The sequence below is a fragment of the Ancylobacter mangrovi genome (genome assembly GCF_024752335.1).
Classification (GTDB): domain Bacteria; phylum Pseudomonadota; class Alphaproteobacteria; order Rhizobiales; family Xanthobacteraceae; genus Ancylobacter; species Ancylobacter mangrovi.
In genome coordinates, this window is record NZ_JANTHY010000002.1 from 358698 (window position 1) to 380047 (window position 21350).

Consider the following 21350-nt stretch of genomic DNA (forward strand, 5'->3'; position numbering starts at 1 on the left):
GCCCGGAGCTACCGCGCTGCAGGCCGGAGCGCACGACGCTGCATTCGACGCCTCAAAAGGATCGATTCAGCTTGCGAAGCTCCTTTTTGCCTCTTGCCGGAAGGAGTTGCGGCCGCCCGACCTCATCATGCCGATGAAGGTTGCCTGCGGTTAGACTGCAGTGGCCTTGCAAATGGAGTTGCAGCGCAGAACGACCGCGCGGTCTGCGATCGACTATGAAGCTGGCGCCCAATGCCTTCGGCGGTCTCTACAGACGCAAGATGGGGGCAAGAAGCGCCCGTTCGATCCGTGGGACGAGGGAGAAGAAAAGCCGGATGGTCTGGGACGGGGGAATTGGCAGACGATGCCCCGGGGGGCGGCCGTCGAGAAAGCAGCGCCGATGCCCGGCAGTTCTCACAGCAAAGGTCGACATCCCGGCCGACCATCCGCCGATAAATGTGTTCGAAACCGATGGGCGTTCGCACGTCGCCGATCAAGAGACGAAAGGGCCTTTCGACTCCCCTGCGACGGCCGTTCCGGTGATTCAGCACGTCGGGCAGCGAAGAAGGTTATGGACCTTCCCGCTCACGGAGCCGCTGCTTCGTGGACCATTTCATGGGCGCGCCTCTCGGCGTCGCCCGTCGCGGTGGCATAATTTATTGAAAGAACTCGGGAAATTTTGGTCGGAGTGGCAGGATTTGAACCTGCGACCCCCTCGTCCCGAACGAGGTGCGCTACCAGGCTGCGCTACACTCCGCCGCGGCGCGAGCCTCTAGCACGCCGATGCGGCCCGCCGCAAGGGCGCCGGCGTCGCTTCTCGTGGATGACCGGCACAGCAGTGGACAAGGGCGGGTGCGGGCCGCCGCCGCCGCAGTTGAAAGCTGCGCGCTCCTGTGGCTATGTCCGCGCCGATGCGGGCCTCCCCGCCCGTTGGGGCGTCGCCAAGTGGTAAGGCAGGGGATTTTGATTCCCCCATGCGGAGGTTCGAATCCTCCCGCCCCAGCCAGCTCCCGTGCTAGAAGCTCATCGTCCTGTCATTCGAACGCCTGCGGCCGGCCCTTGCGCATCCATCTCGTCAATCCGAACACCACGCGCTCGATGACCGACAAGATCGCCGCCGCCGCGCGGGCGGTGGCCGGGCCGCAGACCGAGATCCGCGCCGCCACCTCCGCCATGGGACCGGCCTCGATCGAGGGCTATTACGACGACGCGCTTGCGCTGCCCGGCCTGCTGGCGGCGGTCGCGCAGGCCGAGGCGGAGGGTGCCGACGCCCATATCGTCGCCTGCTTCGACGATACCGGCGTCGACGCCGCCCGCGCCCTCGCCCGCGCCCCGGTGATCGGCATCGGCGAGGCCGGCTTTCATCTCGCCAGCCTGATCGCGCACCGCTTCGCGGTGGTGACCACGCTGTCGCGCTCGATTCCCGTGATCGAGGGCAATCTGCAGCGCTACGGGCTCGACCGGCGCTGCTGCGCGGTCCGCGCCTCCGACGTCGCCGTGCTGGAGCTCGAGGATCCCCTTTCGGATGCGCGCGCGCGCATCTCGGCCGAGATCGGCCGCGCGGTGCGCGAGGACCGGGCGGAGGCGATCGTGCTCGGCTGCGCCGGCATGGCCGACCTCGCCCGTGCGCTGGCGCTCGAGCACGGCGTGCCGGTGGTGGACGGGGTCGCCGGCGCCGTGACGCTGGCCGAGGGGCTGGTGCGCGCCGGCCTCGCCACCTCCAAGGCCGGCGCCTACGCGCCGCCACGGCCGAAGGGCTATGTCGGCCGCCTCGCCGACTTCGCCCCGCCGGGCCTGCCCAAGCTGGACTGACACCACCGGACTGACGGGGTCCGCCCCTCACCCTACGCGCGACCCTGTACGCGCTAGCTGATCTTCTTCAGCAGGCGGACCATTTGCTCGCGCTCGTCGGGCTCCAGCGGCTCCAGCGTGGCGGCGCTGATGACCTTCGCCGCCTCGATCGCCTCCTCGGCGATCGCCATGCCGCTCTCGGTCAGGCCGACGGCGCGGCGCCGGCGGTCGAGCGGGTCGTCGGCCGTCATCACGAAGCCGCGACCGATGAGCCGATCGACCACGCCCTTGATGGTGGCGGCATCCAGATACACCAGCCGGCCGAGCCGATTCTGCGAGCAGGGTCCCACTTCACGCAGCCGGGCAAGCGTCGCGAACTGCGGCGGGGTCAGCCCGCCGACCATGCGGGCCATGAACAGGGCGGTGTGCCGCTGGTTGGCAACGCGCAGGAGAAAGCCGATCTGATCGTCCAGACGGTACGATTGAACCACTCTCTCGTCAGCATCCGTCTCCTTGGACCCGCGGGCCACCGTCATCGGTTTCTCCTGGTCTTTTGTTCGGACGGGCCAGACCCTGGGCAAGCCGGCTCACAGCTTCATTACAAAGGCATTCAGCAATTTTTTCAATCCAACGGCGACGCTGAATCGTGATTTCGAGCCTCGTCAAGGCTCGCCATCGGGCCGCTCCAGCGCAATTCGCCCTGCCCGATCACGTAAGCACGATCGCAAATCGAGTTGCATACGGCGTAATTCTGTTCCGAAAGCAGGATCGACAGTCCGCTCGCCTTCAGAGCGCCGATGGTATCAATCATCTGTTCAACAATGATTGGCGCGACTCCTTCCGAGGGCTCGTCGAGAACCAGGAGTTGTGGCGCCGAAACCAGGGCCCGCGCCAGCGACAGCATCTGCTGCTCGCCGCCGGACATGGCGCCGCCGCGGCGGTCCTGCATCCGCGCGAGGTTGGGAAAGAGGTCGAACAGCGCCTCCCGGCTCCAGGCCGGGCCGTGCCCGCCCGCGGCGCCGGGGCGGGCGGCGATGTCGAGATTTTCGGCCACCGTCAGGTCGGTGAAGATCCGCCGGTCCTCGGGCACGTAGCCGATGCCGAGCCGGGCGATGCGGTAGGTAGGCAGGTCGGCGATGTCCACGCCGTCGAACGCCAGCCGCCGCGCCCGCCGGCGCACCAGCCCCATCAGCGCCTTCAGCGTGGTCGATTTGCCGGCCCCGTTCGGGCCGATCAGCGCCACCGCCTCGCCGCGCCGCACCTCGAAGGACAGATCGAACAGGATCCTCGCGGCGCCGTACCAGGCGTCGAGCCCCTCGACCTCGAGCATCGGCGCGCTCATGCCCGCCCTCCCGCCGCCCGTCCGGTGCCGAGATAGAGGGCGCGCACCTGCGGGTCGGCGCGGATCGCGTCGACATCGCCGCTGGCGACGATCTGGCCGCCCGCCAGCACGACCACCCGGTCGGCATGGCCGAACACGACATCCATCGAATGCTCGGTGAACAGCACGGCGAGCCCGCGCGAGCGCGTCAGCCGCTTGACCAGCTCGATCAGCGCCAGCCGCTCCGCCGGCGCCATGCCGGCGGTCGGCTCGTCCATCAGCAGCAGAAGCGGCTCGGAGGCGATGGCCATGGCGAGTTCCAGCCGCTTCACGTCGCCATAGGCGAGCTCGGAGGCGGGGCGTCCGGCATGGGCCGCCATGCCGGTCTGCTCGAGCAGATGCTGCGCCTCCTCGCGCGCGATCGTGGCTGCCGGGCGCCACAGCGCGAAGGTCTGCCGACGCGCGGCGATCAGCGCCGCCTGCACGTTCTCGATCACGGTGAGCGAATCGAACACCGCCGCGATCTGGAAGGTGCGGCCGACGCCGAGCCGGGCCATGCGCCGCGGCGGCAGGCCGGTCACCTCGCGCCCGGCGAGACGGACCGTGCCGCGATCCGGCCGGATCTGGCCGTCGACAATGTTGAAGCAGGTCGACTTGCCCGCCCCGTTGGGGCCAATCAGCGCCAGCAATTCGCCCGCGCCGACCACAAAGCTCACCCCGTCCAGCGCCTGCACGCCGCCATAGGACTTGGCGAGCCCCTCCACCTCCAGGACGCTCATGGCGCGCGCCCCGCGCGCGGCCGCAGGCGGCGCAGCGCGCCGGCGATGCCGCCCGGCGCGACGAGCACCATGGCGAGGATGAGCGCGCCGAGCAGGGCCCGCCAGTAGTCGGTCTCGCGCATCACATTGTCCTTCAGGAAGGTCAGCGTGGTGGCGCCGAGCACCGGCCCGGCGAGGCTTTCGACGCCGCCGAGCAGCACCATCACCAGCCCGTCGATCGAGCGGCTCACCGAGATCGCCTCCGGCGAGATCGAGCCCTTGGCAAAGGCGTAGAGGCCGCCGGCGGCGCCGCACATCGTGCCGGCGAGGGCGAAGGCGAGCCAGCGCACCCGCGCCACCGGAATGCCCAGCGCCTCCGCCCGCAGGCTGGAATCGCGGCAGGCGCGCAGGGCGAGCCCGAACGGGGCGAACACCATCCGCCGGATCGCCAGCAGCGCCAGCGCCACCAGCACCAGCGCGGCGAGGTAGAGCCCGGCGCGGCTGTCGAACGGCCAGTCCGGCCACACCCCGAACAGCCCGCTCGAGCCGCCGGTCACCTCCTCCCACTGGAACGCGACCGACCAGACGATCTGCGCGAAGGCGAGGGTGAGCATGGCGAGGTAGACGCCTTCGAGCCGCACGCAGAACCAGCCGAACAGCACCGCGCCGGCGGCCGCCACGCCGATCCCCGCCAGCAGCGCCACCGGCGTCGGCGCCCCGAGCACGGTCGCCGCCAGCGCCGCGCCATAGGCGCCGAGCCCGAAATAGGCGGCGTGGCCGAAGGAATCCATGCCGCCCGGCCCCATGATGAAGTGCAGCGAAGCGGCGAACAGCACCGCGATCAGCATGTCGAGCGCCAGCACGGGGGCGTAGGGGAACGCGCCCTCGGCCAGCGGCAACAGGGCGAGCAGCGCCAGCCCGGCAAGCAGCGCGAGACGGGCCGGCCTTCCGAGCGGGCGCAGCGGCGCCTCGCTCGTGCCGCGATGGGGAATGGCGGCCTGCGGACGGCCGAACAGCCCGTGCGGGCGCACCACCAGCACCAGCGCCATGATCAGGAACTCGGCGACGAGGGTCAGCCGCGACAGGTTGAAGGCGAGCGCGCCGATCTCCACCGTGCCGAGAGCGATGCACAGCGCCTTCACCTGCGCCACCAGCACGGCGGCGACGTAGGCGCCGCGGATGGAGCCCATGCCGCCGACCACCACCACGACGAAGGCGTCGCCCAGCACGGACAGGTCGATGGCGAGATTAGCCGGCTCGCGCGCCATCTGCAGCGCGCCGCCGAGCCCGGCGATGCCCGCGCCCAGCGCGAACACGGCGGTGAACAGCAGCGCCTCGTTGATGCCGAGCGCGGCGACCATCTCGCGGTCCTGCGTCGCCGCCCTTATCAGCCGGCCGAAGCGGCTGCGGGCGAGCAGCAGGTGCAGGCCGGCGAGCACCGCCGGGCCGGCGAGGGCGAGGAAGACGTCGTAGCGCGGAAGGTTGCGGCCGAGCAGTTCGACGGCGCCGGAAAGCCCCGGCGCGCGCGGGCCGAGAATGTCCTCCGGCCCCCAGAGCCAGAGCACCGCGTCGCTGATCACCAGGAGCAGCGCGAAGGTGGCGAGGAGCTGGTAGAGCTCCGGCGCGCCGTAGATCCGGCGCAGCAGCACCACCTCGACCAGCGCGCCGAGCACCGCCACGCCCAGCGCGGCGCAGGCGACCGCCGCCCAGTAGCCGAGATCGGGCCCCAGCACCGCACCGAGCCGCGGCGCCAGCGTGACCGCGCCGTAGAGCCCGAGCATGTAGAACGAGCCGTGGGCCATGTTCACGATGCGGGTGACGCCGAAGATGATCGACAGCCCCGCCGCCACCAGGAACAGGCCGGAGGCGGAGGCGAATCCGTTCAGCGACTGGAACAGCAGCGACTGCAGCAGGGAGGAATCGAACGTCATTCCGGCCTTTCCGCCGCCCGGCGCGCCCGCGGCCCGCGCCCGTCGCCCACAGGCCCGCGTCCGTCAGTCGGACGCGGGGCGCAGCGCCTTCACCTCGGCGTCGGAGGGCAGGACAGAGAGCCCGTCGACATATTTCGGATCGAGCATCACCCCGCCGCCATCCTTCACCCCGAGCGTCCCCACGAAGGCGCCCATGGTCGCCTGATGGTCGCTGGCGCGGTAGGTGAAGGGCCCGAACGGGCCGACAACCTCGAGCCCCTCGAACGCCTCGACCAGCTTCTCGGGATCCGTGCTGCCGGCCTTGGCAATGCCGGCCGCCAGCGACTTGATGGTGGCGTAGCCGACCACCGAGCCGAGGCGGGGATAGTCGTCATAGGCCTTGCGATAGGCGTCGAGGAACGCCTTGTGGGCGGGAATGTCGATGGCGTACCAGGGATAGCCCGTCACCACCCAGCCGGCGGGCGCCTCGGCCTTTAGCGGGTCGAGATATTCCGGCTCGCCCGACAGAAGGCTGACCACGAACGCGTCCTTCAGCGCACCGCGATTGTCGATCTCGCGCACGAAGCGGGCGAGGTCCGGGCCGAACAGCACGTTGAAGACGGCGTCGGGCTTGGCGTCGGCGATCGCCTGCACCACCGGCCCGGCATCGAGCTTGCCGAGCGGGGTCGCCTGCTCGGCGACGAATTCGACGTCGGGCTGGGCCTGCTTCAGCAGCTTCTTGAAGGTCTCGGCGGCGGACTGGCCGTATTCGTAGTTCGGGTAGACCAGAGCCCAGCGCTTGCGCTTGGCAGCCACCGCCTCCGGCATCAGCATCGCCACCTGCATGTAGGTGGAGGCGCGCAGGCGGAAGGTGTAGCGGTTGCCGTCGGACCAGGTGATCTTGTCGGTCAGCGGCTCGGCGGCGAGGAAGAACACCTTGCGCTTGCCGGCATAGCCCGCCACGGCGAGCCCGACATGGGAGAGGAAGGTGCCGGCGAGCACGTCCACCCGCTCGCGCGTGACCAGCTCCTCCGCCACACGCACCGCGTCGCCCGGATTGCCGCCGTCGTCGCGCGAGATCAGCTCGAGCGGCCGGCCATCTATGCCGCCGGCGGCGTTGATCTCGTCGACGGCGAGCTGCATGCCCTGGCGGTAGGGGCCGAGAAAGGCCGGCTGGGACTTGTAGCTGTTCAGTTCGCCGATGCGGATCGGATCGGCCGCCTGGGACGGCCGCGCGGCCCCCATCGCGGCCAGCATCAGCACGACCCCCGCGAAAACGGTGCGCAGAGGGTAAGGATGGCGCATGGCTCTTCCCCGACTGGTGGGCTCAGACCGCACCAAGGTATCGCGCGGCGCCGGCCCGTCCACCCCGCAACGCCGGCCGGCGGCACGAAATTGGCGGCAGGAGGTGCGGCAAGAGATGCGGCAAGAGATTACGGCCCGATCTCCACCTCGGGCTCGGCGACCTGCGCCGGCCCGCGCGAGGCGATCAGCGCGCCGCCGACGATGAGCGCCGCGCCCAGCAGCGTGCTCGGCGCCGGCACCTCGCCGAACACGGCGAGGCCGATGCCGGCGGCCCAGACGAAGGCGGTGTATTCCAGCACGCCGAGCCGGCTGGCGTCGGCTCGGCCATAGGCCCAGGCCATGCACAGGTGCCCGGCGGTGCCGAGCACGCCGATGGCGGCGAACAGGATCAGCTCCGGCCCGGCCGGCCGGGTCCAGTGGATCAGCCCCGCCGGAGCCAGCAGCAGGCCGGCGAACACATTCTGCAGCAGCACGATGGTGGGCAGCGGGTCGCGCGCCGCCCTCGTCTTCAGCGTGACCATGGCCATCGCATAGGTGACCGCGGCGATCAGCGCCGCCACCACGCCGAACAGGTTGCCGCCCGCCCCGCCCCGGCCGAGTTGGTCCGACAGCACCACCAGCACGCCGACGAAGCCGAGCCCCAGCGCGACGAAAATCGAGCGCCCCGGCCGCTCGCCCAGCACGACCGCGGCGAACAGCGCGATGAAGATCGGCGAGGTGAAGGACAGCGCCAGCGCGACCGCCAGCGGCAGCGCGGCGAGCGCGTAAAAGAAGGCGAGCGCCGTGGTGGCGACGATCACCGAGCGCCAGGCGTGCGGGCGCAGCGTCGCCATGTCCGGCCAGGCGGTGCGCGAGGCGCGGAACACCGCGAACGCCACGATCGCCCCCACCAGGTAGCGCAGCGCGGCGACCTGCGTCACGTCGTGGCTGGCGGCGGCGTATTTCACCAGCCCGTCCATGATCGACAGCAGGCCGATGCCCGCCACCGCCATCAGGGCCGGCGCGACGGATGAGCGGGACATGGCCTAGCCTTCGGGAGAAGCGGGGGAGCGGGAGGTCAGGGCGAGGCTATAAGGGTATTCCCAGGTCGCGGAAAGGTCCTCGAGCGCACGCGCGCCAGGCAGGCGCACGAAGCCGCAGCTCTCGTAGAAACGATGAGCGTCGGCGAAGCGCGTATCCGTCCACAGGTGAATCAGCGGCGCGGCGCGCTCTTCGGCCAGCGCCCGCGCCCGTGCATAGAGCGCGCGTGCGACGCCGCGACGACGGGCGGACCGCGCCACATAGACCTTGGTGATCTCCATCGCTCCGTCGGCGAGGCCCTCATCGCGGCTCGGCGCGATGGCGAGCGAGCCGAGCACCGTGCCCGCCGCTTCCGCCACCCAGATCGCGCCGTCGCGGGCGGCGAAGTGGCTGGCGATGGCGTCGAGCTCGGGAAATTCGGTCGCCCGGTCGAAGACGCAGCCCTCATATTCGGCGAAGGCCTCGGCGATCAGCGCGGCGATGGCGTCGCCGTCGCCATCGCTGGCCGGCCGCACGATCAGGTCGTTCACGGGCGCACTCTCCGACCCGCCGGGCGCGAAAAAACCGGCGCGGGGTCGTCAATATTCCAAGTTGTGGCGTGCGCGGACTATGTTCGGCCCGTCATCTCGCGTAAAGCTGAATCATTGTGGGCGCGTGCGAATCTCACCAGTGACGGGCGCGCGTCCGGCCCTCGAATGTCCGTGCGGCATCCTTCCGTCCCGGAGTGCTCGATGAAGTCTCATTCCCGCTTCCTGCATCTCGCCGCGATTGGCGCGGCCGCTTCCCTGGCTGCCGCCTGCGCACCGTCCACCACGGCGCCGCCGGTCGCCACGCCGGCGACGCCGCAGTTCATCTCGCCGATCACGCCGCAGCAGGTGGAAGGCAAATGGGGCCTCGCCGCCTATCATCGTCCGGACGATGCGGTGCGCACCGAGAAGCAGGCCCGCGAAGGCTGCCGCCAGCCCTACGTCATCAATGCCGGCCCCTCCGGGGGCTTCATGATGTACCTCGCCGACGAATCGCAGCCCTCGGAAGTGGTGTCGAAGCAGACCCCGCCCGGCCCGACCTATATCGGCCTGCCGGACGAGCCCCCGGGCGCGCAGACCGACCGCGAGGTGGTGCGCTTCGACAGCAATGTGATGGTGCTCAAATGGGTCGACCCGGAAGTCGCCGGGCGCTACGGCACCATGGTCTATGTGCGCTGCCCGTGAGGCGGCGCCCCGGCTCCCGGGAACAGAGCGGCGGTAGCTTATAACCCTTCGTTAACCATGGTTCGGGAAAACTGTGGCCAACGAAACGACATCAGGTTGCCGCCGCCATGCGTGATTCGCGCCGCGCAGGAACTGACATCGGGCTCCCGCGCCCCGCGGTGGCCGGGATCGCCGGCGGAGCGCTGATGGCGCTCTTCGCCTTCGCCGCGCCGGCGGCAGCCCAGAGCGGCATGTACGGCTTCGAATCCTCCTACCGGCTGTTCTCCGGCAACGGCTCGCCGCGCGCCGGCGGCTCGCATGGCTGGCAGCCCGGCGCGCCGAGCGTCTATCCGCCCGGGCAGGTCTACCGGGCGCCTCCCCGCGGCCATGGCGGCCCCGGCTATGGCGCCGGCACGCTCGCCGTGGGCTCGGCCTACGGCTCGGGCGGCGGGGTCTACGGCACCGTCCCGCGCGGCAACACCACGTCCGGCTTCGTGCCGCCCGGCAATGTCCCGGGCGCGGCCGTCGCACGCGGCGGATCGAACTATGGCGCCGGCCGCACCGCACCGCAGATGGCGGCGGCCACGCCCGACTATGACGACGACTATTACGACGAGGACGGCCCGGCGCTGCCGGTGCGCCGCGAGGTCAGCGGCGGGCAGGGCGTCGATCCCAAGTTCAACCGCCACGTCGTGAGCTATTCCAGCGCCGACCCGCCGGGCACCATCATCGTCGATACCGGGGCGCGCTTCCTCTACCTCATCGAGCCCGGCGGCAAGGCGCTGCGCTACGGCATCGGCGTCGGCCGCGAGGGCTTCGCCTGGAGCGGCACGCAGCGCATCTCTAGCAAGCGCGAATGGCCGGACTGGCGCCCGCCGGCGGAAATGGTCGCCCGGCGTCCCGACCTGCCGGACATGATGCCCGGCGGGCCCGACAACCCGCTCGGCGCCCGCGCGCTCTATCTCGGCAACACGCTCTACCGCATCCACGGCTCCAACGAGCCCGGCACGATCGGCCAGGCCGTGTCCTCGGGCTGTATCCGCATGCGCAATGACGACGTGATCGACCTCTACAATCGCGTGCAGGTCGGCACCCTGGTGCGCGTCATCTGACACCCCCATGCCGCACTGCGGGGTGCGGCTTGGATGCGCGCGCCCTCTCCGCTATGGTCCGCCGCGTTTTCGGTTCAACGGCGGAGCGACGAGGCAGATGGCTGCGGGCACGGAAGCGGCAGGCACGGACTCCGCAGGTAGCAACGCGCTGGGCGCGGACGCCGCCGGTATGAGCGCCGCGGGCGCCGCCGACACTCATTTCGGCTTCCGCACGGTGCCGCTGGGCGAGAAGCAGCGGATGGTGGACGAGGTGTTCCATTCGGTCGCCCGCCGCTACGATCTCATGAACGACCTTATGTCGATGGGCCTGCACCGGGTGTGGAAGGACCTGCTGGTCTCGCGCATCCGCCCGCCCAGGAGCGCCCGGCCGTTCGCGCTGCTGGACGTGGCGGGCGGCACCGGCGACGTCTCGTTCCGCACGGTCGAGGCCGGCGGGGCCGGCACCCGCGCCACCGTCGCCGACATCAATGGCGGCATGCTCACCGTCGGGCGCGAGCGCGCCGCCGGGCTCGGCCTTGCCGACCGCGTCGAGTTCGTCGAGGCCAATGCCGAGGAGCTGCCCTTTCCCGACCGCTCCTTCGACGCCACCTCCATCGCCTTCGGCATCCGCAACGTGCCGCGCATGGACAAGGCGCTGGCCGAGATGCGCCGGGTGCTGAAGCCGGGCGGGCGCTGCTTCGTGCTGGAATTCTCGCGCGTCGACGTGCCGGTCCTCGACGCGATCTACGACACCTATTCGTTCAAGCTCATCCCCGGCATGGGCCGGATGGTGACGGGCGATGCCGAATCCTACCAGTACCTCGTCGAATCGATCCGCCGCTTTCCCCCGCCGGAGGCGTTCGCGGAGATGATGCGCGCCGCGGGCCTCAAGCGCGTGGACTACACGCCGCTGACCGGGGGCATCGTCGCCCTGCATTCCGGCGTGCGGATCTAGCGGCGTGGCCACACCCCTCGGCGATTTCCTGCGTCTCGCCCGGGCGGGCTTCGTGCTCGCGCGGGAGGGCGTCGTCTCGCGCATCGATCCGGCCATGCTGCCGCCCGGCTCGGAGCCGCTGTTCGCGGTGGCGAAGCTGATCGAGCGGCGCGGGCCGGCCTCCAGCGCCGCGCGCCTCGGCGCCGCCATCTCCCGGCTCGGCCCGTCCTACGTCAAGCTCGGCCAGTTCCTCGCCACGCGCCCGGACGTGGTCGGCGCGCAGCTCGCGCGCGATCTCGAGACGCTGCAGGACCGCATGCCGCCCTTCCCGCAGGAAGTGGCGGAGCGGACCATCGTCCGCAATTTCGACCAGCCGGCGAGCGTCGTCTATCAGCGGCTCGGCCCGCCGCTGGCGGCCGCCTCCATCGCCCAGGTGCACCAGGGCGAGGTGAGCGATCCCGACGGCACGGTGCGAAAGGTGGCGGTGAAGGTGCTGCGCCCGGACGTCCAGCGCCGCTTCCGCATCGACCTCTCCTCCTTCTACCGCGCCGCCCGCCTCGGCGAGCGCGCCTCGCCCGAGGGCCAGCGGCTGCGGCTCGTCGCCATCGTCGACACGCTGGCGCGCTCGGTGGCGATGGAGATGGACCTCCGGCTGGAGGCGGCCGCGCTCTCGGAGCTCGCCCAGAACACGCAGGCCGAGCCCGATTTCCGCGTGCCCGCGGTGGACTGGGACCGCACCGGCCGCGAGGTGCTCACCACCGAGTGGATCGACGGCATCAAGCTGAACGACCTCGAGGGGCTGCGCGCCGCCGGCCACGACCTGCCGGCGATCGGGCGCATCGTCATGCAGTCCTTCCTGCGCCACGCGCTGCGCGACGGCTTCTTCCATGCCGACATGCACCCGGGCAATCTGTTCGTCGATCCCGACGGCCGGCTGGTGGCGGTCGATTGCGGCATCATGGGCCGGCTCGGGCTGAAGGAGCGGCGCTTCCTCGCCGAGATCCTCTACGGCTTCATCACCCGCAACTGGAAGCGCACCGCCGAGGTGCATTTCGAAGCCGGCTACGTGCCCGCGCATCATTCGGTGGAGGACTTCGCGCAGGCGATCCGCGCCATCGGCGAGCCGATCTATTCGCGCCGCGCCGACCAGATCTCGATGGCGAAGCTGCTCACGCTGCTGTTCGAAGTCACCGCCCTGTTCGACATGAAGACGCGGCCCGAGCTGCTGCTGCTGCAGAAGACCATGGTGGTGGTGGAGGGCGTCGCCCGCTCGCTCGACCCGCAGCTCGACATGTGGAAGACCTCCGAGCCGGTGGTGCGGAACTGGATCGAGCGCAATCTCGGCCCGGTCGGGCGGATCGAGGAGGTCGCCCACGGCGTCAGCGCGATCGGCCGCTCGCTGCAGTCGCTGCCGGACCTCATCGCCCAGGGCCAGCGCATCGCCGACCAGCTCGACGCCGCGACGCGGCACGGGCTCACCCTCGCGCCGGAGACCACGGAGGCGATCGGGCGTGCCGAGGGGCGCGGCAATCGCTGGATGAGCATCGCACTCTGGGTCATCGTGGTACTGCTCGCGTTCAACCTGCTGACGTGACGGCGCCGGCGGCGGCATCAACGCTGCCAGGGCGCGGAAGGTGGAAGGACCATGCTCGCGGACAAGCGCATCCTGCTCATCATCGGCGGCGGCATCGCCGCCTATAAGAGCCTCGACCTGATCCGCCGGCTGAAGGAGCGGGGTGCGGGCGTGCGCGTGGTCATGACCGCGGCGGCGCAGCACTTCATCACCCCGCTCGCCGCCGGCGCGCTCGCCCATGACCGGGTGTTCACCGAGCTGTTCGACCGCGAGGACGAGCAGGATGTCGGCCATATCCGGCTCTCGCGCGAGGCGGACCTCGTGATCGTCGCGCCGGCCACCGCCGACCTGATGGCGAAGATGGCGCACGGCCTCGCCGACGACCTCGCCTCCGCCGTGCTGCTCGCCAGCGACAAGAAGGTGCTCGTCGCCCCGGCGATGAACCCGCTGATGTGGGCTCACGCAGCCACCCGTCGCAACGTCGACCGGCTCGTCGCCGACGGCATCGCCTTCGTCGGGCCGAATGCCGGCGCCATGGCCGAGCGCGGCGAGGAGGGCGCCGGGCGCATGGCCGAACCGCTCGAGATCGTCGCCGCGGCCGAGCAGGTGCTCGCGCCCGCCGGCCCGCTCGCCGGACGGCACGTGCTCATCACCTCCGGCCCGACGCACGAGCCGATCGACCCGGTGCGCTACATCGCCAACCGGTCCTCGGGCAAGCAGGGCCACGCCATCGCCGCCGCCGCCGCGCGGGCGGGCGCGCAGGTCACGCTCGTCTCCGGCCCGGTGAACCTGCCCGACCCGCAGGGCGTCGCGGTGCGCCATGTCGAGACCGCGCGCGAGATGCTGGCGGCGGTGGAGGCGGCGTTGCCGGCGGACGCCGCCATCTTCGCCGCCGCCGTGGCCGACTGGCGCACCGCGAGCGAGGCGGACGAGAAGATGAAGAAGGACGGCAAGGCGATCCCCGCGCTGGCGCTGGCCGAGAATCCCGACATCCTCGCCACCGTGGCGCATCTGTCGAACCGCCGGCCGCGCCTCGTCGTCGGCTTCGCGGCGGAGACGCAGGACGTCGTCGCTTATGCGCAGGCGAAACGCGCGCGCAAGGGCTGCGACTGGATCGTCGCCAACGACGTGTCGCGCCGCAGCGGCATCGAGGGCGGGGTGATGGGCGGCGACGAGAACGCTGTCCACCTCATCACCGCGGAGGGCGTCGAGCACTGGCCGCGCGCCTCCAAGGCCGACGTCGCCGGCCGGCTGGTAGCGCGGGTCGCCGCCGCGCTCGGGCCGATGGAGGCCGCCACGTGAGCGTTCCCGTTCCCGTCACCGTCCTGCCCCACGCCGCCGGCCTGCCGCTGCCGGCCTACGCCACCGACGGCGCGGCCGGGCTCGACCTTCTCGCCGCCCTGCCGGCGGATGAGCCGCTGGTGCTCGCCCCGCGCGCCCGCGCCGCCGTGCCGACCGGGCTGTGCCTCGCGCTGCCGGAGGGCTACGAGGCGCAGATCCGGCCGCGCTCGGGCCTCGCGCTGAAGCAGGGGCTCACCGTCCTCAACGCGCCCGGCACGGTCGATTCCGACTATCGCGGCGAGGTGAAGGTGCTGCTGGTCAATCTCGGCGAGGCGCCGGTTATCCTCGAGCGCGGCCAGCGCATCGCGCAGATGGTGGTGGCGCCGGTGACGCGCATTCAGCTCATCGAGGCCGGGGAATTAACCGAAACAACACGCGGCAGCGGTGGATTCGGTTCAACGGGGCTCGACGGCGGGACAATATCGCGTTAGCGAGAGGCCATGCCGCGCTTATCCGACAAAAGCCTGCTCGCCATTGCCGCCGTGGTCGACGTCGCGCTTCACGCGCGCGGCGCGCCGGTGGCCGCGAAGGCGCTGGCGGCCCGTCACCAGCTTCCCCCGCGCCATCTCGAGCCGGTGCTGCAGTCGCTCGTGCATGCGGGGGTGCTGAAGGGCGTTCGCGGCCCGCGCGGCGGCTATGAGCTCGCGCGCGAGCGCCGGCGCATCACCGTGGCCGAAGTGGTGCGGGTGGTCGAGGCGGAGGCGGGCGAGGCCATGGCCGCCTTCCCGCCGATCGTCATCGACATCGTGCAGCCCGCCGTGGCGGAGGCGGAGCGCGCCTTCGAGAACGCGCTCGACGAGATCACGATCGAGACTCTGTGCCGCGCCGCCGCGCAGAACACGCTGCGCAGGGGACTGCCCGAGGGCATCGATTTCACCATATAATTTTGTATATTATAGCGTTCCTCGACATTATTTCGTGAATATGGTAGCACCGGGCCGATCTCGATGCGCCGGACGTGCGCCCGGGGCGCAGAGCCGCCTCGGCATCGAGCCCTGAGGAGGCACCCATGGCCGAAGCCACCCTGCACCAGCCCCCCGTCGCCGCGAGGCCCGGCCGGGGCCGCGTCTACAGCTCGATCACCGAAACCGTCGGCGACACCCCGCTGGTCGAGGTGAAGCGGCTTCCCGCCGAGCGCGGGATCAAGGCCCGCATCCTCGCCAAGCTCGAATTCTTCAATCCGCTCTCCAGCGTCAAGGACCGCATCGGCGTGTCCATGATCGACGCGCTGGAGGAGGCCGGCCTCATCAAGCCCGGCACGGTGCTGGTCGAGCCGACCTCGGGCAATACCGGCATCGCGCTCGCCTTCGTCGCCGCCGCCCGCGGCTACCGGCTGATCCTGGTGATGCCGGAATCGATGTCGGTGGAACGGCGCAAGATGCTGGCGCTGCTCGGCGCCGAGCTGGTGCTCACCCCGGCCGCCCAGGGCATGCGCGGCGCGGTCGCCAAGGCCGAGGAACTGGTCGCCGAGCTGCCGGACGCCATCATTCCCCAGCAGTTCCGCAACCCGGCCAACCCGGCCGTCCACCGCCGCACCACGGCGGAGGAGATCTGGAACGACACCGACGGCGCGGTGGATATCGTCGTCTCCGGCATCGGCACCGGCGGCACCATCACCGGCATCGGCCAGGTGCTGAAGCCGCGCAAGCCGGGCCTCACCATGGTCGCGGTCGAGCCCGAGGACAGCCCGGTCCTGTCCGGCGGCCAGCCGGGTCCGCACAAGATCCAGGGCATCGGCGCCGGCTTCGTGCCGGACGTGCTCGACCGCTCGGTGATCGACGAGGTGGTGACGGTGGGCAACCAGACCGCCTTCGAGACCGCCCGCGCCGTGGCCCGGCTCGACGGCATCCCGGTCGGCATCTCCTCCGGGGCCGCGCTGGCCGCGGCGCTGGAGGTCGGCGCCCGGCCGGAGAACGAGGGCAAGACGATCGTCGTCATCATCCCCTCCTTCGCCGAACGGTACCTGTCGACCGCTCTTTTCGAAGGTCTGTGACTCCTCGCCGGCTCTTCGACGCCGGTGCCCTTCTAGCGGGACTCCCGCTCCGGTAAAGTTCGGGTGATTCGGACCGCGCCGTGCGCGCGGCCCGCCGGGGCGAAACGTCGGCAAGGGGGGACAGGCGCGGATGGCGCAGCCGGCCGGCAGCGGCGCAGCCATTGAGGTGGCGGGAGGAAACCGGACGTCCGGCCCCCGCACCCGGCGTCGTCGCTCGGCATCCGCCCTTTCCCTCGTTACCTCGGCCCTGAGCGCCGCCGTGCTGTGGGCGGGCGGCGTCTCGGGCGCGGCCGCACAGACTGCCATCGCCCCATCGGCCGGTCACTCCCTCTTCGCCCCGCTCGCCGCGCTCGGGCCGGACGTGCTGATCGGCCTCGCGCTGGTTCTGGGCCTCATCGCCTTCGCCACCACCACCGCCATCGTCCATGTGCGCTTCCGCCGCCTGGCGCTGGAGCGCGAGACCTTCGCTTTCGGGGAGATCTCGCGGCTCGAGGCGCAGATCGAGGAGGCGCGCGCGCTGCTGCTGGCCGAGCCGCAGATCGTCGTGGTCTGGCGCGACCCGGCGGCGGAGCCGGAAATCATCGGCAACACGCCCGCCTTCACCGGCGTCGCCGCGCCCGGGCGCATCCTCGCCTTCGGCGCCTGGCTGGCGCCCTCCTCGGCGCGCGAGATCGAGAGCGCGGTCGACCTGCTGCGCCGGCGCGGAGCGCCCTTCGCCACCACCCTCGCCACCCAGGACGACCGCCATGTCGAGGCGGACGGGCGCCCGGTCGGCTCGGCGGTGATCCTGCGGCTGCGCGACATCACCGGCGTGCGGCTCGACTATGCCCGCCTGCACGAAGGCTATCGCGCACTCGACGCGGAAAGCTCGGCGGTGCGCGCCCTGCTCGACGCGCTGGCCGTCCCGGCCTGGGTCGGCGACGCGGCCGGACGGCTGCTGTGGGCCAACCGCGCCTATGCCCATGCGGTCGAGGCCCGCGACGGGGCGGACGCGGTGGCGCGCGACCTCGCCCTGCTCGACAAGACCGGCCGCGACCAGGCCGCCCAGGCCCGCGCCGAGGGCAAACCCTTCGCCGCCCGCCTGCCGGTGGTGGTCGCCGGGTCGCGCCGCGTGCTCGACGTGCAGGAGGTGAGCACCACTGAGGGCACCGCCGGCATCGCGCTCGACGCCACCGAGGCCGAGGCGGTGCGGGTCGAGCTCGCCCACGTCATCGGCGCGCACCGGCGCACGCTCGACCAGCTCGCCACCGCGGTCGCCATCTTCGGCGCCGACCAGCGGCTGGTGTTCCACAACGCCGCCTATGCCAGCCTGTTCGAGCTCGACCCCACCTTCCTCGACGAGCGCCCGACCGACACCGCAACGCTCGACCGCCTGCGCGCCGCCCGGCGGCTTCCCGAGCAGGCGGACTTCCGCGTCTGGCGCGACGAGCTCCACGCCGCCTACCGCTCGCTGGAGCCGCGCGAGCACTGGTGGCACCTGCCCGGCGGGCGCACGCTGCGCGTGGTCACCGCCCCCAATCCCGAAGGCGGCGTGACCTATCTGTTCGACGAGGTCACCGAGCGGCTCGCGCTGGAGAGCCGCTTCAACTCGCTCACCCGCATCCAGAGCGAGACGCTGGACGCGCTCGCCGAGGCGGTCGCGGTGTTCGGCAGCGACGGGCGGCTCGGGCTCAGCAATTCCGCCTTCGCGCGCATGTGGAAGCTGGAGCCGGCCGTGCTCAAGCGCCAGCCGCACATCGACCTCGTCGCCGAGGCCTGCGACCCGCTCACCGCCGACAGCGTGGTGTGGACGCGCCTGCGCGCCGCCGTCACCGGCATCGAGGCGCGCGTGCCGACCGAGTTCCGGCTGGAGCGCACCGACGGCAGCGTGTTCGACGGCTCCACCCAGCCGCTGCCGGACGGCGGCACGCTGGTGACGCTGCGCGACGTGACCGACAGCGTCCATGTCGAGCGCGCGCTGGTGGACCGCAACGAGGCGCTGGTCGCCGCCGACCATCTGAAGAGCAGCTTCGTCAGCCACGTCTCCTACGAGCTGCGCTCGCCGCTCACCACCATCATCGGCTTCGCCCAGCTTCTCGACGACGTCGCCATCGGCCCGCTCAACACCAAGCAGCGGGCCTATGTGACGCACATCACCGAATCCAGCGCGGCGCTGCTCGCCATCATCAACGACATCCTCGACCTCGCCACGATCGACGCCGGCACGGTGGCGCTCGAGCTCGGCGACGTCGACGTGCGCACCGCCATGCAGGCGGCCGCCGAAGGCGTGCGCGACCGCCTCGCCGAGGGCGGGCTGAGGCTCGCCATCGAGCCCGGCAACGCCGCCGGCACCTTCCGCGCCGACGCCAAGCGCGTGCGCCAGATCCTCTACAACCTGCTCTCCAACGCCGTCGGCTTCGCGCCGGAAGGCTCCACCGTCACGCTCTCGGCCGAGCGCCGCGACGGCGAGGTGATGTTCCGCGTGCGCGACCTCGGCCCCGGCATCCCGCCCGAGATCGGCGAGCGCGTGTTCGACCGCTTCGAGAGCCACACCGCCGGCTCGCGCCATCGCGGCGTCGGCCTCGGCCTGTCGATCGTGCGCGCGCTGATGGCGCTGCACGGCGGCAGCGTCGCCATCGCCCCCGCGCCCGGCGGGGGAACGCTCGTCACCTGCATCTTTCCGGCCGCCGGGGCGGGCCGGGCAGCGGCGGAGTAGCCACCATGGTCGAGCCCCGCACCTATCAGGGACAGCCGGCCACCGCCCATTGGGACGTCGTCCTTCCGGACGAGAAGGCCACCGGCCGCCTCGCCATGGACCTCGCCGCCATGCTGCAGCCCGGCGACCTGGTGCTGCTGAGCGGCGATCTCGGGGCGGGCAAGTCCACCCTGGCGCGGGCGCTGCTGCGCGAACTGGCCGAGGATCCCGAGCTCGAAGTGCCGAGCCCGACCTTCACCCTGATGCAGGGCTACGACCTGCCACGCCACCGGGTGGTACACGCCGATTTCTACCGGCTGGGCGACGCGCTCGAGCTCGACGAGCTCGGCTGGGACGAGCAGACCGACGGCGCCATCGCGCTGGTCGAGTGGCCCGAGCGCGCCGGGGCGGCGCTGCGGGTGCCGGACCGGCTGGAGGTACGCATGGCGCTGGTGCCGGACGCGCCGCCGACGCTGCGCCGGGTGCGGCTGCTGGGTCATGGCCGGCTCGCCGGCGCGCTGCACCGCATGCGGGCGATCCGCTCGCTGATCGACCAGTCGGGCTTCGGCCCGGCCCAGCGGCGCCACCTGCAGGGCGACGCCTCCACCCGCAGCTATGAGCGCCTGACCGGCGGCAAGCGCGACGCGGTGCTGATGAACGCCCCGCGCCGGCCGGACGGACCGCCGGTGCGGGGCGGCCGGCCCTACAGCGCCATCGCCCATCTCGCCGAGGACGTGAAGCCGTTCGTCGCCATGGCGCGGGCGCTGAAGGCGAGGGGATTTTCCGCACCCGCCCTCTACGCCGCCGATCTCGAGGCCGGGCTGCTCATCATCGAGGATCTCGGCGACGAGGGCGTGGTCGCCGGCACGCCGCCCTCGCCGCTGGCCGAGCGCTACGAGCTGGCCGCCGACGTGCTCGCGGCGCTGCACGGGCTCGACCTGCCGGCGACGCTGACCGTGGCGCCGGAGATCGAGCACCGCCTGCCGGCCTACGACATCGAGGCGCTGCTGATCGAGGTCGAGCTGATGCTCGACTGGTACCTGCCGCATCTCGGCACGCGCCCGCCCTCGGACGCCGCGCGTGGCGAGTTCCGCCGGCTCTGGAGCGCCGCGCTGGCGCCGTCGGTGGCGCAGCGCCCGGTCTGGGTGCTGCGCGACTACCATTCGCCGAACCTGATGTGGCTGCCCGAGCGCGACGGCCTCGCCCGGCTCGGCCTGCTCGATTTCCAGGACGCGGTGATGGGCCCGCCCGCCTACGACCTCGCCTCGCTGGCGCAGGATGCGCGCGTCGATGTCTCCGAGGAACTGGAGCTCACCCTGCTCGGGCGCTACGTGAAGGCCCGCCGCCACGGCGACCCCGGCTTCGACATGCGCGGCTTCGCGGCGTCCTATGCGGTGATGGCCGCGCAACGCGCGACCAAGATCCTCGGCATCTTCGCCCGGCTCGACCGGCGCGACGGCAAGCCCGGCTATCTTCGCCACCTGCCGCGCATCTGGAGCTATCTCCAGCGCGACCTCGCCTTCACCGACCTCGCCGCGCTGAAGGACTGGTACGATTCCTACGTCCCCGCGCCCGAGGACTCGGCCTGGCCGCGCCCGGTGCCGCCGCCGGTCGGCACCCCGGCGAGCGTTCCCCGCGGCGACGAAACGGCGTTGGCCGAGGCGAATGCGACGGCAAAATCGGATATATCCGCCGGGCACCCTTCCGAATCGTCGAGCGCTCCGACCCGTTCATGACCTCCATCCGCTCCGCCATGGTACTCGCGGCCGGTCTCGGCACGCGCATGCGTCCGCTGACCGACCGCATGCCCAAGCCGATGGTCGAGGTCAGCGGCCGGCCGCTGATCGACCACGTGCTCGACCGCCTCGCGGATGCGGGCGTCGAGACCGCGGTGGTCAATCTCCACCATTACGCCGACATGCTGGAGCGCCATCTGGCGGGACGCACGCAGCCCCGCATCGTCTTCTCCGACGAGCGCGGCGAGCTGCTCGAGACCGGCGGCGGCATCCGCCGGGCGCTGCCGCTGCTGGGCGAAGACCCCTTCTTCTCGATCAACGCGGACACCATATGGATCGAGGGGATTTGCCCGAACCTGTCGAACCTCGCCGCCGGCTTCGACCCGGAGCGGATGGATGCGCGGCTGCTGCTCGCCGCCACCTCCTCCTCGATCGGCTATGACGGGCGGGGCGATTTCCTCATGACCAGCGAGGGACGGCTGGAGCCGCGCGCCGAGCGCGAGATCGCTCCCTTCGTCTATGCTGGTGCCGCCGTGCTCTCGCCCCGCCTGTTCGAGGGCGCACCGGAGGGCGCGTTCTCGCTGGTCCGGCTGTTCGCCCGTGCCGCCGCGGCCGGGCGGCTGTTCGGCCTGCGCATGGAAGGGCTATGGATGCATGTCGGCACCGTCGATGCCATCAGCGAAGCCGAGGCGACGATACAGCGCTCGAAGGACTGACCGGCGCTGTCTCTGCTG

The 21350-nt window shown here is 71.4% G+C and carries 19 protein-coding genes and 2 tRNA genes; 13 read left to right on the forward strand and 8 right to left on the reverse strand.

All coding sequences use genetic code 11. The features are described from left to right. Positions 1-659 precede the first annotated feature (659 nt). Positions 660-736: transfer RNA gene (locus NVS83_RS07475), tRNA-Pro, on the reverse strand. Between the two features lie 174 nt (positions 737-910). Between NVS83_RS07475 and NVS83_RS07480 the strand changes: the two genes are divergently transcribed. Together NVS83_RS07480 and NVS83_RS07485 are read left to right on the forward strand one after the other, a co-directional pair. After that, a tRNA-Gln gene (locus NVS83_RS07480) sits at positions 911-985 on the forward strand. Positions 986-1038: 53 nt separating this feature from the next. Continuing rightward, on the forward strand, positions 1039-1791 hold the full coding sequence (locus tag NVS83_RS07485; RefSeq protein WP_258738766.1) for an aspartate/glutamate racemase family protein: 753 nt from the start codon (positions 1039-1041) through the stop codon (positions 1789-1791). 53 nt (positions 1792-1844) lie between these two features. Here NVS83_RS07485 and NVS83_RS07490 read toward each other — a convergent pair whose 3' ends face one another. The 7 genes from NVS83_RS07490 to NVS83_RS07520 form a co-directional block, all read right to left on the reverse strand. Then, a complete protein-coding gene (locus NVS83_RS07490; RefSeq protein ID WP_258738767.1) occupies positions 1845-2306 on the reverse strand; it encodes a MarR family winged helix-turn-helix transcriptional regulator in 462 nt (153 codons plus the stop codon). An 86-nt stretch (positions 2307-2392) separates the two neighbouring features. Beyond that, on the reverse strand, positions 2393-3112 hold the full coding sequence (locus tag NVS83_RS07495; RefSeq protein ID WP_258738768.1) for an ABC transporter ATP-binding protein: 720 nt from the start codon (positions 3110-3112) through the stop codon (positions 2393-2395). Next, positions 3109-3870, reverse strand: a complete 762-nt coding sequence (locus tag NVS83_RS07500) for an ABC transporter ATP-binding protein (RefSeq protein WP_258738769.1) — start codon at positions 3868-3870, stop codon at positions 3109-3111. Before NVS83_RS07500 ends, NVS83_RS07495 begins: the two co-directional genes overlap by 4 nt. Beyond that, on the reverse strand, positions 3867-5780 hold the full coding sequence (locus NVS83_RS07505) for an ABC transporter permease (protein WP_258738770.1): 1914 nt from the start codon (positions 5778-5780) through the stop codon (positions 3867-3869). The genes NVS83_RS07500 and NVS83_RS07505 overlap by 4 nt, the downstream gene beginning before the upstream one ends. Before the next feature lie 63 nt (positions 5781-5843). After that, a complete protein-coding gene (locus NVS83_RS07510) occupies positions 5844-7064 on the reverse strand; it encodes an ABC transporter substrate-binding protein (protein ID WP_374115024.1) in 1221 nt (406 codons plus the stop codon). A gap of 128 nt (positions 7065-7192) precedes the next feature. Continuing rightward, on the reverse strand, positions 7193-8086 hold the full coding sequence (locus NVS83_RS07515) for a DMT family transporter (RefSeq protein WP_258738771.1): 894 nt from the start codon (positions 8084-8086) through the stop codon (positions 7193-7195). Positions 8087-8089: 3 nt separating this feature from the next. Next, positions 8090-8614, reverse strand: coding sequence for a GNAT family N-acetyltransferase (locus tag NVS83_RS07520; protein ID WP_258738772.1), 525 nt, complete (start codon positions 8612-8614; stop codon positions 8090-8092). Between the two features lie 201 nt (positions 8615-8815). On the opposite strand from NVS83_RS07520, the gene NVS83_RS07525 reads away from it, so the two are divergent. The 11 genes from NVS83_RS07525 to NVS83_RS07575 all read left to right on the forward strand — a co-directional run bounded on the left by NVS83_RS07525 (position 8816) and on the right by NVS83_RS07575 (position 21332). After that, on the forward strand, positions 8816-9295 hold the full coding sequence (locus NVS83_RS07525; protein ID WP_258731896.1) for a hypothetical protein: 480 nt from the start codon (positions 8816-8818) through the stop codon (positions 9293-9295). Positions 9296-9480: 185 nt separating this feature from the next. Then, positions 9481-10386 carry a L,D-transpeptidase gene (locus NVS83_RS07530; protein ID WP_258738773.1) on the forward strand — a complete coding sequence of 302 codons (906 nt, stop codon included), beginning with the start codon at positions 9481-9483 and terminating at the stop codon, positions 10384-10386. A 169-nt stretch (positions 10387-10555) separates the two neighbouring features. Beyond that, positions 10556-11320: a bifunctional demethylmenaquinone methyltransferase/2-methoxy-6-polyprenyl-1,4-benzoquinol methylase UbiE gene (gene ubiE, locus NVS83_RS07535; RefSeq protein ID WP_258738774.1), complete on the forward strand. Its 765-nt coding sequence runs from the start codon at positions 10556-10558 to the stop codon at positions 11318-11320. Positions 11321-11324: 4 nt separating this feature from the next. Next, entirely contained in the window at positions 11325-12893 is a 1569-nt protein-coding gene (gene ubiB / locus NVS83_RS07540) for a 2-polyprenylphenol 6-hydroxylase (protein ID WP_258738775.1), read from the forward strand. A 51-nt stretch (positions 12894-12944) separates the two neighbouring features. After that, positions 12945-14174 carry a bifunctional phosphopantothenoylcysteine decarboxylase/phosphopantothenate--cysteine ligase CoaBC gene (coaBC, locus tag NVS83_RS07545; RefSeq protein ID WP_258738776.1) on the forward strand — a complete coding sequence of 410 codons (1230 nt, stop codon included), beginning with the start codon at positions 12945-12947 and terminating at the stop codon, positions 14172-14174. Continuing rightward, positions 14171-14644, forward strand: coding sequence for a dUTP diphosphatase (gene dut / locus NVS83_RS07550; RefSeq protein WP_258738777.1), 474 nt, complete (start codon positions 14171-14173; stop codon positions 14642-14644). Before coaBC ends, dut begins: the two co-directional genes overlap by 4 nt. Positions 14645-14653: 9 nt before the next feature. Then, complete coding sequence (locus tag NVS83_RS07555; RefSeq protein ID WP_258731902.1) at positions 14654-15097, forward strand: RrF2 family transcriptional regulator; 444 nt, start codon at positions 14654-14656, stop codon at positions 15095-15097. 125 nt (positions 15098-15222) lie between these two features. Continuing rightward, positions 15223-16206, forward strand: coding sequence for a cysteine synthase A (gene cysK / locus NVS83_RS07560; protein ID WP_258738778.1), 984 nt, complete (start codon positions 15223-15225; stop codon positions 16204-16206). Between the two features lie 130 nt (positions 16207-16336). Next, positions 16337-18901 (forward strand): ATP-binding protein, encoded by a 2565-nt coding sequence (locus NVS83_RS07565; RefSeq protein ID WP_374115025.1) that lies wholly within the window; start codon positions 16337-16339, stop codon positions 18899-18901. 5 nt (positions 18902-18906) lie between these two features. Beyond that, positions 18907-20616, forward strand: coding sequence for a tRNA (adenosine(37)-N6)-threonylcarbamoyltransferase complex ATPase subunit type 1 TsaE (tsaE, locus tag NVS83_RS07570; RefSeq protein ID WP_258738780.1), 1710 nt, complete (start codon positions 18907-18909; stop codon positions 20614-20616). After that, positions 20613-21332: a nucleotidyltransferase family protein gene (locus NVS83_RS07575; RefSeq protein ID WP_258738781.1), complete on the forward strand. Its 720-nt coding sequence runs from the start codon at positions 20613-20615 to the stop codon at positions 21330-21332. Before tsaE ends, NVS83_RS07575 begins: the two co-directional genes overlap by 4 nt. Positions 21333-21350: the final 18 nt, after the last annotated feature.

What these genes read in the sequence shown, in the direction of transcription:
- NVS83_RS07490 (WP_258738767.1), bottom strand. Translation starts at nt 2,306, where the DNA reads ATGACGGTGGCCCGCGGGTCCAAGGAGACGGATGCTGACGAGAGAGTG.
- NVS83_RS07495 (WP_258738768.1), bottom strand. Translation starts at nt 3,112, where the DNA reads ATGAGCGCGCCGATGCTCGAGGTCGAGGGGCTCGACGCCTGGTACGGC.
- NVS83_RS07500 (WP_258738769.1), bottom strand. Translation starts at nt 3,870, where the DNA reads ATGAGCGTCCTGGAGGTGGAGGGGCTCGCCAAGTCCTATGGCGGCGTG.
- NVS83_RS07505 (WP_258738770.1), bottom strand. Translation starts at nt 5,780, where the DNA reads ATGACGTTCGATTCCTCCCTGCTGCAGTCGCTGCTGTTCCAGTCGCTG.
- NVS83_RS07510 (WP_374115024.1), bottom strand. Translation starts at nt 7,064, where the DNA reads ATGCGCCATCCTTACCCTCTGCGCACCGTTTTCGCGGGGGTCGTGCTG.
- NVS83_RS07515 (WP_258738771.1), bottom strand. Translation starts at nt 8,086, where the DNA reads ATGTCCCGCTCATCCGTCGCGCCGGCCCTGATGGCGGTGGCGGGCATC.
- NVS83_RS07525 (WP_258731896.1), top strand. Translation starts at nt 8,816, where the DNA reads ATGAAGTCTCATTCCCGCTTCCTGCATCTCGCCGCGATTGGCGCGGCC.
- NVS83_RS07530 (WP_258738773.1), top strand. Translation starts at nt 9,481, where the DNA reads ATGGCGCTCTTCGCCTTCGCCGCGCCGGCGGCAGCCCAGAGCGGCATG.
- ubiE (WP_258738774.1), top strand. Translation starts at nt 10,556, where the DNA reads ATGAGCGCCGCGGGCGCCGCCGACACTCATTTCGGCTTCCGCACGGTG.
- coaBC (WP_258738776.1), top strand. Translation starts at nt 12,945, where the DNA reads ATGCTCGCGGACAAGCGCATCCTGCTCATCATCGGCGGCGGCATCGCC.
- NVS83_RS07555 (WP_258731902.1), top strand. Translation starts at nt 14,654, where the DNA reads ATGCCGCGCTTATCCGACAAAAGCCTGCTCGCCATTGCCGCCGTGGTC.
- cysK (WP_258738778.1), top strand. Translation starts at nt 15,223, where the DNA reads ATGGCCGAAGCCACCCTGCACCAGCCCCCCGTCGCCGCGAGGCCCGGC.
- NVS83_RS07565 (WP_374115025.1), top strand. Translation starts at nt 16,337, where the DNA reads ATGGCGCAGCCGGCCGGCAGCGGCGCAGCCATTGAGGTGGCGGGAGGA.
- tsaE (WP_258738780.1), top strand. Translation starts at nt 18,907, where the DNA reads ATGGTCGAGCCCCGCACCTATCAGGGACAGCCGGCCACCGCCCATTGG.
- NVS83_RS07575 (WP_258738781.1), top strand. Translation starts at nt 20,613, where the DNA reads ATGACCTCCATCCGCTCCGCCATGGTACTCGCGGCCGGTCTCGGCACG.